This is a genomic window from Variovorax sp. LjRoot130 (genome assembly GCF_964253755.1).
Classification (GTDB): Bacteria; Pseudomonadota; Gammaproteobacteria; order Burkholderiales; family Burkholderiaceae_C; genus Variovorax.
The window spans coordinates 185,844-196,100 of record NZ_CAXURM020000001.1; the positions used below are offsets into that span (position 1 = coordinate 185,844).

General features: G+C 66.8%; 10 protein-coding genes. 7 read left to right on the forward strand and 3 right to left on the reverse strand.

Annotated features, from left to right (window positions below):
• Nucleotides 1–31: 31 nt before the first annotated feature.
• The 3 genes from ACSQ86_RS01000 (at nt 32) to ACSQ86_RS01010 (ending at nt 4,622) form a co-directional block, all read left to right on the forward strand.
• Nucleotides 32–2,056, forward strand: coding sequence for an acetoacetate--CoA ligase (locus ACSQ86_RS01000; RefSeq protein WP_436308321.1), 2,025 nt, complete (start codon nt 32–34; stop codon nt 2,054–2,056).
• An 81-nt stretch (nt 2,057–2,137) separates the two neighbouring features.
• A complete protein-coding gene (locus ACSQ86_RS01005) occupies nt 2,138–3,352 on the forward strand; it encodes an MFS transporter (protein ID WP_436302373.1) in 1,215 nt (404 codons plus the stop codon).
• Between the two features lie 109 nt (nt 3,353–3,461).
• On the forward strand, nt 3,462–4,622 hold the full coding sequence (locus ACSQ86_RS01010) for a mannonate dehydratase (protein ID WP_436302374.1): 1,161 nt from the start codon (nt 3,462–3,464) through the stop codon (nt 4,620–4,622).
• On the opposite strand, the gene ACSQ86_RS01015 is transcribed toward ACSQ86_RS01010, so the two are convergent.
• Nucleotides 4,610–5,200 carry a dihydrofolate reductase family protein gene (locus tag ACSQ86_RS01015; protein WP_436308322.1) on the reverse strand — a complete coding sequence of 197 codons (591 nt, stop codon included), beginning with the start codon at nt 5,198–5,200 and terminating at the stop codon, nt 4,610–4,612. The two genes, ACSQ86_RS01010 and ACSQ86_RS01015, sit on opposite strands and share 13 nt — an antisense overlap.
• A 92-nt stretch (nt 5,201–5,292) precedes the next feature.
• Here ACSQ86_RS01015 and ACSQ86_RS01020 point away from each other — a divergent pair, with 92 nt between their 5' ends.
• Nucleotides 5,293–5,718, forward strand: coding sequence for a winged helix-turn-helix transcriptional regulator (locus ACSQ86_RS01020; RefSeq protein WP_093104475.1), 426 nt, complete (start codon nt 5,293–5,295; stop codon nt 5,716–5,718).
• A gap of 14 nt (nt 5,719–5,732) precedes the next feature.
• Here the strand turns inward: ACSQ86_RS01020 and ACSQ86_RS01025 are convergent, their stop codons facing one another.
• Entirely contained in the window at nt 5,733–6,134 is a 402-nt protein-coding gene (locus ACSQ86_RS01025) for a phage holin family protein (RefSeq protein WP_093104696.1), read from the reverse strand.
• Nucleotides 6,135–6,291: 157 nt separating this feature from the next.
• Between ACSQ86_RS01025 and ACSQ86_RS01030 the strand changes: the two genes are divergently transcribed.
• On the forward strand, nt 6,292–7,269 hold the full coding sequence (locus ACSQ86_RS01030; RefSeq protein ID WP_436308323.1) for a Bug family tripartite tricarboxylate transporter substrate binding protein: 978 nt from the start codon (nt 6,292–6,294) through the stop codon (nt 7,267–7,269).
• 115 nt (nt 7,270–7,384) lie between these two features.
• Nucleotides 7,385–8,500, forward strand: a complete 1,116-nt coding sequence (locus tag ACSQ86_RS01035) for an L-talarate/galactarate dehydratase (protein ID WP_436306233.1) — start codon at nt 7,385–7,387, stop codon at nt 8,498–8,500.
• Nucleotides 8,501–8,521: 21 nt separating this feature from the next.
• On the opposite strand, the gene ACSQ86_RS01040 is transcribed toward ACSQ86_RS01035, so the two are convergent.
• Nucleotides 8,522–9,109, reverse strand: coding sequence for a hypothetical protein (locus ACSQ86_RS01040; protein ID WP_436302377.1), 588 nt, complete (start codon nt 9,107–9,109; stop codon nt 8,522–8,524).
• Nucleotides 9,110–9,447: 338 nt separating this feature from the next.
• On the opposite strand from ACSQ86_RS01040, the gene ACSQ86_RS01045 reads away from it, so the two are divergent.
• Nucleotides 9,448–10,254 (forward strand): hypothetical protein, encoded by an 807-nt coding sequence (locus ACSQ86_RS01045; RefSeq protein WP_436308324.1) that lies wholly within the window; start codon nt 9,448–9,450, stop codon nt 10,252–10,254.
• Nucleotides 10,255–10,257 lie beyond the last annotated feature (3 nt).

The following is a 10,257-nucleotide window of genomic DNA, read 5'->3' on the forward strand; positions in this document are numbered from 1 at the left end:
GCCGGGTCCACCGGCGCGTTAGGCTGCGGAGGTGACTCAAACATCCGCCCCCTTCATTCCCCAGATTCGTCTTTATCAAAACTGGCTGCGCGAGAAGCGCGGTCTGAACTTCGATTCGTACGACGCGCTGTGGCGCTGGTCGGTCAGCGATCTCGAAGCCTTCTGGCAGAGCATCTGGGATTTCAGCGGCATGCAGTCGCCCACGCCGGCGACAGCCGTGCTGGCCGATGCACACATGCCCGGCGCGCGCTGGTTTCCCGGCGCCCAGGTCAACTACGCGCGCGAGGTGCTGCGCCATGCCGATGCGGCGCATGCGGCCGGCATGCCGGCGATCGTCAGCGAGAACGAGCTGGGCGAAGTGCGCGAGATGTCCTGGCCCGAGCTGCGCCGGCAGATCGCCGCCTGCGCGCTGAGCTTGCGCGAACTCGGCGTGGCACACGGTGATCGCGTGGCCGCCTACATGCCCAACGTGCCCGAGACCATGATCGCCTTCCTCGCGTGCTCGAGCATCGGCGCAGTGTGGAGCGTGTGCGCGCCCGACATGGGAACGGCCGCGGTGGTCGACCGCTTTCGCCAGATAGAGCCCAAGGTGCTGATCGCGGCCGACGGCGTGTACTACGGCGGCAAGGCGCTGGACCGCAGCGGCGTGATCGAGGAACTGCGCGCCGCATTGCCCAGCGTCCGGACGCTGGTGTTGCTGCGCACGCCATTCGCTGCGAAGCAGATCGCGGCCGAGCGCGACTGGGCCGCCGCGGTCGCGCGCGACGATGCGCAGACTGCGGCCTTCGAACCCGAGTGGCTGCCGTTCGAACATCCGATCTGGATCGTCTATTCGAGCGGCACCACCGGCCTGCCCAAGCCCATCGTGCACGGGCAGGGCGGCATCCTCGTCAACATGTACGCCTGCGGCCTGCATCACGACCTGGGCCCGAGCTACAGCGCCAACAACTTCGGCGAGCGCTACCACTGGTACAGCTCCACGGGCTGGGTGATGTGGAACTCGCAGCTCTCGGGCCTGGCCTTCGGCGCCACCATCTGCATCTACGACGGCAATCCGGCCGGCAGCAAGGAAAAGCCCGACTGGGGCGTACTCTGGCGCTTCGTCGCGCGGCACCGGGTCAGCTTCTTCGGCGCCGGCGCGGCCTATTTCGCGAGCTGCATGAAGGCCGGCGTCGAAGCCAAAGACTGCGGCGATCTCTCGCGCGTGCGTGCGCTGGGCAGCACCGGCTCGCCCTTGTCCGAGGAGGTGCAGCGCTGGGGCACGGCGCAGGTGCTCGCGGCCGGCTCGCCCGCCGTCTGGTGGTACAACATTTCGGGCGGCACGGATTTCTGCGGCGCCTTCGTCGGCGGCAACCGCGAACTGCCCGAGGTGCCGGGCCAGATGCAGTGCCGCTTTCTCGGCGCTTCGGTCGAGGCCTGGAACGAGCAGAGCCAGCCGGTGATCGGCGAGGTCGGCGAACTGGTCTGCACCCAGCCCATTCCCTCGATGCCGCTCTATTTCTGGGGCGACGAGGGCAATGCGCGCTACCTCTCCAGCTACTTCGATACCTACCCGAATGTCTGGCGCCACGGCGACTGGATCAAAATCGGCGAAGACGGCGGCTGCATCATTTACGGCCGCAGCGATGCGACCATCAACCGCCAGGGCCTGCGCATGGGCACCAGCGAAATCTACAGCGCGGTCGAAGGCTTGCCCGAAGTGCTCGACTCGATGGTGGTCGATCTCGAGTACCTCGGCCGCGAAAGCTACATGCCGCTCTTCGTCGTGCTGCGGCCCGGCGTCGCGCTCGACGATGCGATGCGCGCGAAGATCAACCACGCGATCAAGACGCAACTCTCGCCGCGCTTCCTGCCCAACGACATCTTCCAGGTGGCCGAGATTCCGCGCACCCTCTCGGGCAAGAAGCAGGAGCTGCCGATCAAGAAGCTGCTGCTGGGCCAGCCGATCGAGAAGGTGGTGAACCGTGAAGCCATGGCCAATCCGGGCAGCCTCGAGTGGTACGTGGCCTTCGCCGCGCGGCATGCGCAGGCGCGGAATGCCGAAATAGGACATTGATGCCGCAGCGCAGCAAATGACAGCCGGGCGTGCTAAGGTCGCGTGACCTAGGGTTAACCCCTAATTCGCGACCGCACCGCCATGTCCGCACCCTCCCTGCCTTCTTCCGCCTCTGCGCCCGGCTTCGTGCGCGCGATGCTCGCGCTCGGCGTCGGCGGCTTCGCCATCGGGACCGGCGAATTCGTCATCATGGGCCTCCTGCCCGAGGTGGCGCGCGACATCGGCACGAGCATTCCGCAGGCCGGCCACGTGATCAGCGCCTATGCGCTGGGCGTGGTGATCGGGGCGCCGGTGCTCGCGGTGCTGGCCGCCGGCTGGCGCCGGCGCGCGCTGCTCATCGCCTTGATGGCGGTGTTCGCGCTCGGCAATTTCGCCAGCGCCCTCGCGCCCGGGTACCTGTCGCTCAATCTGCTGCGCTTCGCGAGCGGCCTGCCGCATGGCACCTACTTCGGCGTCGCAGCGCTGGTGGCGGCCGCGCTGGCACCGCCGGACCGCCGCGCACGCGCCGTCGGACTGGTGATGCTGGGACTCACGGGCGCCACGCTGGTCGGCGTGCCCATCGCGGCCTGGCTGGGCCAGCTCTTCGGCTGGCGCGCCGCCTTCGTCTTCGTCGGCCTGATCGCCGTGCTCGCGATGGTGATGCTGCGCCGCGACCTGCCGGACCTGGCCGCGCCCTCGGGCGCCAGCCCGCTGCGCGAACTGGGGGCGCTCAAGCGCAAGCAGGTCTGGCTCACCTTGGGCATCGGCGCGATCGGCTTCGGCGGCATGTTCTCGGTGTTCAGCTACATCAAGCCCACGCTCACCGAAGTGGCGGGTCTGCCCGTGGCCGGCGTGCCGCTGGTGCTCGCGCTGTTCGGCTTCGGCATGGTGGGCGGCAACCTGGTCGGCTCCCGGCTCGCCGACAGGGCGCTGATGCCTACCATCGGCGGCCTGCTGGTCTGGGCGGCGCTGGTGCTGACCACCTTCAGCTTCGCCGCGCATCACGTGGCGACCGCGGCGCTCAACGTGTTCCTGATCGGCACCATCGTTGCCATCGGCCCGGCGCTGCAGATCCGGCTCATGGACGTGGCCGGCGATGCGCAGACGCTGGCCGCCGCGCTCAATCATTCGGCTTTCAACACGGCGAATGCCCTGGGCGCCTGGCTCGGCGGCGCCGCCATCACGGCCGGCCTGGGCTGGACCTCGACCGGCTGGGTGGGCGCCTTGCTCGCGCTGGCGGGGCTTGGCGTGTTCGCCTGGTCGCTGGCGAGCGAGCGCGGCAGCTTGCGCGCGGTCGCTGCGAGCGCGGGCCGCTGATCCCGTCCCGCGGAGTGGGACGCGGCGGTTGCCCGTCTCGCTGATCTTCCGTCTGCGTCTTGGCCCGTGGGCAGGGCGCGTTCCAGAATGTGCACGCACGGAGACAAGCATGTACATCAGCGAACAACTGCTCAACCCCGACGAGCGCCGCCTGCGTTTGTCGACCCAGCTTGGCGTCGAGCACGTGGTGCTCGACAACCGCGGCACCGAGCTGGTCTCGGCCCGCGGCGGCGTGAGCGAATGGGACGCGAGGAAGCTGGCCGACTACCGCCAATGGGTCGAGGGTTTCGGCCTCGAGCTCGACGTGTTTGCGCTCGATGTCGGCTCCATCCTGCTCGATTCGCTGGTCGACCTCGAAGGCGCGAAGAAGCAGCGCGCCACGCTGGCTGCGAACATCCGCAAGGCGGCCGATGCCGGCATCGGCTGCCTCAAGTACAACGTCCAGATGGTGGGCATCACGCGCACCGGCCTCAAGCCGGGACGCGGCGGCGCGCAGAACTCCGGCTTCGTCCACGCCGAGTACTCGGCGGAGGACGACCGCAAGCATTCGTACTGGGGCGTGGGCTATCCCACAAGACAAGTCAGCCCCCAGGCGTCGGACATACCGACGACGCCCCCCGAGGGGGGCGCGCCGCCTGGGGGCGGCCCGGCGCCGGCGCGGGACGAAGGCGATGCCGAGGCTGCGATGCTCTGCGGGCAGAAGCTGGCGCGCGAGGTGCCGCCGGTCAGCGAGAAGGCCGGCTGGGATGCGATCGAGTTCCTGGTCGAGGGCCTGGTGCCTGCGGCCGACGAAGCCGGCGTGCGGCTGGCCTGCCATCCGCACGACCCGGCCTATCCGGTGGGCGGCTTGAACGGCATCGAGCACGTGGTCGGCTCGGCCGACGGCATTCGCAAGTTTCTTGCGCTGAGCCCGAGCCCGAACCACGGCCTCAACTTCTGCCAGGGCACGGTGGCCGAGATGTTCAGGGAGCCGGGCAAGCACATGATCCCGGTGATCGAGGAGTTCGCCTCCACCGGCCGCATCTTCATGGTCCATTTCCGCAACATCCGCGGCGGGTACCTCGATTTCCAGGAGGTGTTTCCGGACGAGGGCGACGTTGACATGTTCGAGGCCGTCAGGGCCTACCAGCGCGGCGGCTACAAGGGGCCGCTGTGCCCCGACCATGTGCCGGTGTCCGATCTCGACGAGAACCGCGAGCGCTTCATGGCCTTCGCGCTGGGCTACGCGCGCGGACTGCTGCAGGCAGCGGGAGTCGGTCAGGGCGCGTAGCGGTTGACGACGATGCCGCAGTCGTAGGAGGCCGAGCCGATCAGCTGGAGCTGCGGGCCTTCGGTGTGTGCGTCCTCGAAGATCGAACGCCCGTTGCCGACGGCGGTCGGATTCACGAAGAACTGGAACTCGTCCACCAGGCCCGCGGCAACGAGCGAAGACGCGAAGCCGACGCCGCCGAAGGCGATGATGTTGCGGCCGCGCCGGCGCTTCAGCGCATTCACCTCGTCGACCATGCTGCCGCGGACGATCTCGGTGCGATCCCACTTCGATGCCTTGAGCTTGCTCGTGAGAACGACCTTGTTCGTCTCGACGATCTTTCGTGCGAAGGCGTAGTGCGGATCCGCAGGATGGTTCTGCGCCACGCGGCCCCAGTGGTCGAGATAGCCTTCCTCGACCATCTTGCGGCCGAGCAGGATGCAGTCGATCGATTCGAAGACGGCGTTGAAGTCGCGCTTGAGCTCGTCGTCCCAGTTCCAGTCCTCGCCCCAGTTCCAGACCTGCCAGTCGAGCGCCGGACTGGCGGCGGCGACATAGCCGTCCAGCGACATCTGCATCTGCAGGATGAGTTTTCTCATGCCGGTCTCCTTGAACTACTGATTGCGAAATGCAAGCGGTTGCAGTATCGGCAGACCGATACGAAAATGCAAGCAGTCTTTGAAAGAAAGCAATGGCCATCCAGCAGCGCTCGCTTTGTCCGATCAATCTCGCGCTCGAAATCTTCGGCGACAAGTGGAGCCTCCTGATCGTTCGCGACCTGATGTTCGCCGGCAAGCGGCACTACCGGGAGCTGCTGCAGTCGGAAGAGGGCATCTCTTCGAACATCCTGGCCGAGCGCCTGGGCAAGCTGGTGGAGGCCGGAATCCTCACGAAGGAGGAGGACCCGAGCCACAAGCAGAAGGCGATCTACAGCCTGACGCCGATGGGCGTCGATCTGCTGCCGGTGCTCGCGAACATCGGCATCTGGGGGCGCAAGTACCTTCCGGTCACCAAGGAGAGCGGCGCGAACGCGGCCGCGCTCGAGAAGGGCGGGCCCGCCCTCTGGAAGCAGATGCGCTCAGAACTGCGCCGCACGCATTCGGGCCACGGCGCCTAGCGCGGCCGGGGAACTCACAGCCAGTTCCCGCCTTGCGGCATCTGGATGGTGGTGGCCGGATCGCCGCCACTGAAGAGCGCATCGAAGAGGATGCTCAGCAGCGAGACGAAGATGCTCGCGAACAGCGCGGTCCAGAAGCCGGAGACCTTGAAGCCCTTCACCAGCGCCGCCACCAGCAGCAGCACCAGTGCGTTGATCACCAGCAGGAACAGGCCGAAGGTGAGCAGGGTCAGCGGCAGCGTGAGCACGATCAGGAGCGGCTTGACGATCGCGTTGGCAAAGCCCAGCAGCAGCGCGGAGACCACCAGCGCCGAGGTGCTTTCGAACGTGATGCCGCGGAAGATGTGGCTCGCCACCCAGAGGGAGAAGGCGGTGATGGCCCAGTGGAGGAGAAAGGGCGCCAGGTTGTTCAGCATCTTGCGGATCATATCGGCGCCCCATCCGCGAGCGGGTCTCACATGCCGGGACGAGCGCGCCGGTGCAGCGCCGGCCGGCCTTGCGACGAGGGCATGGATCACGAGAATGAAAACACATTCGAAAACGGTGATTCCGCGCACCCAAGGAGACAGAGACATGCTCAGCAAGCGATCCTTTTTCATCGCCGGCGCGTTGGCCGGCCTGCTCGCGCTGCCCTTCGCAGCGCAGGCGCAGGACGACTATCCGAGCAGGCCGGTGCGGGTGCTCGTCCCGTTCCCGGCCGGCGGGACCAGCGACATCATGGGCCGCCTGATCGCGGAGGAACTCGGCAAGCAGCTCAAGCAGACCTTCGTGGTCGACAACAAGGGCGACGCCGGCGGCACCATCGGCACGGCCGAGGCGGCGCGCGCGGCGCCCGACGGCTACACGCTGCTGCTCTCGGGCATCGGCAGCAACGCGATCGCGCACGGCTTCACGCCCAAGCCGAGCTACGACTCCGCGCGCGACTTCATCCAGATCTCGCAGCTCGCCGCGGGGCCGAACGTGCTGGTGGTGCATCCGAGTTTTCCGGCCAAGACCTTCAAGGAGTTCATCGCCTGGGTCAAGGCCAACCCGGGCAAGTTCAGCTACGGGCAGGTCAGTTCGTCCTCGGGGCATCTCACGACCGAGTACCTGAAGCAGACCGCGGGGCTCGACATGGTCGGCATCCCCTACAAGGGCGGTGCGCCGGCGCTCAACGACGTGCTGGCCAACCAGATCCCCGGCATGTTCACCAACCAGGACGCGGTGCTGCAGCACGTCAAGGCCGGCAAGCTGCGCGCATTGGTCGTCACCGGCGCCGAGCGCAACCCGCTCTACCCCGATGTGCCCACCGTGGCCGAATCGGGCTACCCGGGCTTCACGACCGTGTCGTGGACCGGCCTGTCGGCGCCCAAGGGCACGCCCAAGGCGGTGGTCGACAAGCTCGAGGCCGCGATTGTCACGGCCTTCTCGCAGCCCGCCGTGCGCGCCAAGCTCGAAGGCAATGGCTTCGTGGTGGTGGCTTCGAAGTCGAGCGACTACAGCGAGTTCGTGAAGAAGGAAATCGAGCGCTGGTCCAAGGTGATTCACACCGCCGGCATCAAGGCCGACTGAATTGCAGCAAGGTCATTCCGCAGACAGACAGGAGTTTCAAGTGAGCACCGAACAAAGCGTTTCCTATGCCCGCCAGGCCGTCGGCGAGCGCACCGCCGCCGATGCGGCCGACCGCATCGACTGGGTCAAGCTGTCGCTGATCTACCTGCCGCTGGCCGTGCCGGTCAGCGATGCCAAGGTGCTCACCGGCCGGCAGAAGCCGCTGACCGAGATCGCCTTCATCTTCGCCGAGCTCCGCACGCGCGACGGCCATGAAGGCATCGGCTTCGGCTACTCCAAGCGCGCCGGCGGCCCCGGCATGTATGCCCATGCGAAGGAGCTGGCGCCCAACCTGCTGGGCGAGGACCCGAACGACATCGCCAGGCTCTTCACCCATCTGCTGTGGGCTGGCGCCTCGATGGGCCGCAGCGGCCTGACCACGCAGGCCATCGCGCCCTTCGACATCGCGCTGTGGGACCTGAAGGCCAAGCGCGCCGGGCTGCCGCTGGCCAAGCTGCTGGGCGCGCAGCGCAACTCGGTCCAGTGCTACAACACCTCGGGCGGCTACCTGCACACACCGCTCGAACAGGTACTCAAGAACGTCGGGATCTCGCGCGAGAGCGGCATCGGCGGCATCAAGATCAAGGTCGGCCAGCCCGATATCGCGACAGACCTGAAGCGCGTCGCGGCCGTGCGCGAACTGCTGGGCCCCGACTTCCACCTGATGGTCGACGCCAACCAGCAATGGGACCGCACCACGGCCCAGCGCGTGGGCCGCCGCCTCGAAGCACACAACCTCACCTGGATCGAAGAGCCGCTGGATGCCTACGACATCGAAGGCCATGCCGCGCTCGCCGCCTCGCTCGACACGCCGATCGCCACCGGCGAGATGCTCACCAGCTTCAGCGAGCATGCGCAGCTGATCATGGGCAACGCGAGCGACTTCGTGCAGCCCGATGCGCCGCGCGTGGGCGGCATCACGCCCTTCCTGCAGATCATGCAGCTCGCCGACTTCAAGGGCCGCAAGCTCGCGCCGCATTTCGCGATGGAGATCCACCTGCACCTGGCCGCGGCCTATCCGCAGGAGCCCTGGCTGGAACACTTCGAATGGCTGGAGCCGATGTTCAACGAACGCCTGCAGCTGAGGGACGGCCGCATGTGGGTGCCGGACCGGCCGGGCCTGGGCTTCAGCCTCAGCGAGCAGGCGCTGGCCTGGACGGCGGACAGCGCGGAGTTCGGCAAGCGGCCCTGAGCGCTTGCGTTCGCCCCGGCGCTACTCGTTCGCGTCGGCGGACGGCGCCGGGCGCGAGAAAAGGCGCCGCACCCACGACTCCGAGCGCGAAAGCTTCGCCTTGGCGGCAGCGGCTTCCCGCCCGTTGTAGTAGGCCTCGCGCTCGGCCCGGAGCACCGAAGCGAGGGCCGCGAGATTCGTCGGGTTGTATTCCCACAGCCCGGCGACCACGAAGTGGCCCATGTGCTCGGCGTCGGGCTTGGGCGTGATCATGATGTGGCCGGCGCCGATGCTCTGCAGAAACGCGGAGCGCGCGCCGGCGAGCCGCATGCCGTCGCCGTAGCCTTCGATCTGGCGGCTCAGCGAAAGGCTGATCGCCTGCACGGAGGTGAAGTTCTCGGCGACGAACATCACCATCTCGACCAGCGCGAGCTTGCTGATTTCCAGCTTCTGCTGGCTGACGAGGATCGATGGCGTGAAGTGCTCGATGTGGACCTCGGTGCCTTCGCGGTTCACGGGAACCGGATCCAGGATGCCGATATGTGTCGAGCCGTCGAACAGGTGCATGGGAGCGCCGAGCACGTAGGGGCTCGATTCGGGCCCCGTGATTCGCAGTTTCGCTGTGCTCATGATTCCCTTGCGTGCCTTCGACTTTAGACGCGAGTGCCTCTTCGCGGGCTCTCTTTGTCGCCGATTTCGGCAATTTTGTGACTATTTGGCGATCATGGAGGGCACCGGGGGGCCTCGTCTTCCGCCATACGGCCTATGGCGCCGGGTCGCGCTTGCGCATACCGGCGGTAGCATGTCTACCTTTTGCTTACTTTGTGTAACGGTTTGTACTCTATACCCCACTCCTGGGGTTCGAGAGGCAGATACAACTTGCGTCGTAGCTGAGCAAGTGGAGTAATGCGCAGGCCGGCGAGATTTCGCGACGCTTGCCGGCTCCCCAACACTTCAAGGACACGGTCATGCAACTCTCCGAACTCGAGGAATATCAGGACCAACTCGTGCTGCACCTGGAAGCGTCCGGCCTGAACGTGAGCTTCGGCGACGATCTGGCGGTGCTGCTGAAGACCTATGAAGTCGCCACGGGCACCGGCTACGTCCAGCTTCCTTTCGTTCTGGAAGATCCGAAAGACTTCAATCCCTACAACTTCTGGGTCTGCTTCGACGACGGCAACGCACCCGTGGCGCTGACCGGCTTCCGGACCATGCAGAACAGCGGCGAGACCCGGCGTGTCGGAGAGGCCTACAGCCGGGGCGCGCTCTACCGCCCCAAGAAGTCCGAAGGCTGGTTTCCGGACAGCGGCCCCGAGCTCAGGCCGCACGCGTTGTACGGCTACATCGGCGCCGGCTGGGTGCATCCCCGCTTCCGCGGCCACAATCTCGCCGGCTTCATCGCCCGCATCGCGCAGTCCGAAGCGCTGATGCGGACCCGGGGAACGCTGTCGATGTCGACGGCGATGACTGCGGAGGCGCTGTTCCGCTCCGGCATGAACCTGCGGGCCAGCGGCCTGCATCACCTGCACGTCGAGCAGGTGCTCGACGGCTACCTGGCCATCGCGGACCACGACATGAAGCTCTTCCTGTCGTACAGCACCGGTACCGAGCTGATGAGCTTTTACGAGCGCGAGCTGGCCATGCTTCGCGAGGGCGAGGTCATCCCCTGGCTGCACGAACACGACAAGGCGTCGGCCGAGGAAGTGATCGCCGCCGTCCCGCAACGCACCAGCGAAGAGGTGCCCGTCAGTACCATGGCCGGCCTGCTGGCCTGAAAG

Coding starts and splice junctions, on each gene's coding strand:
- ACSQ86_RS01005 (WP_436302373.1), top strand. CDS start 2,138: ATGTCCGCACCCTCCCTGCCTTCTTCCGCCTCTGCGCCCGGCTTCGTG.
- ACSQ86_RS01010 (WP_436302374.1), top strand. CDS start 3,462: ATGTACATCAGCGAACAACTGCTCAACCCCGACGAGCGCCGCCTGCGT.
- ACSQ86_RS01015 (WP_436308322.1), bottom strand. CDS start 5,200: ATGAGAAAACTCATCCTGCAGATGCAGATGTCGCTGGACGGCTATGTC.
- ACSQ86_RS01020 (WP_093104475.1), top strand. CDS start 5,293: ATGGCCATCCAGCAGCGCTCGCTTTGTCCGATCAATCTCGCGCTCGAA.
- ACSQ86_RS01025 (WP_093104696.1), bottom strand. CDS start 6,134: ATGCTGAACAACCTGGCGCCCTTTCTCCTCCACTGGGCCATCACCGCC.
- ACSQ86_RS01030 (WP_436308323.1), top strand. CDS start 6,292: ATGCTCAGCAAGCGATCCTTTTTCATCGCCGGCGCGTTGGCCGGCCTG.
- ACSQ86_RS01040 (WP_436302377.1), bottom strand. CDS start 9,109: ATGAGCACAGCGAAACTGCGAATCACGGGGCCCGAATCGAGCCCCTAC.
- ACSQ86_RS01045 (WP_436308324.1), top strand. CDS start 9,448: ATGCAACTCTCCGAACTCGAGGAATATCAGGACCAACTCGTGCTGCAC.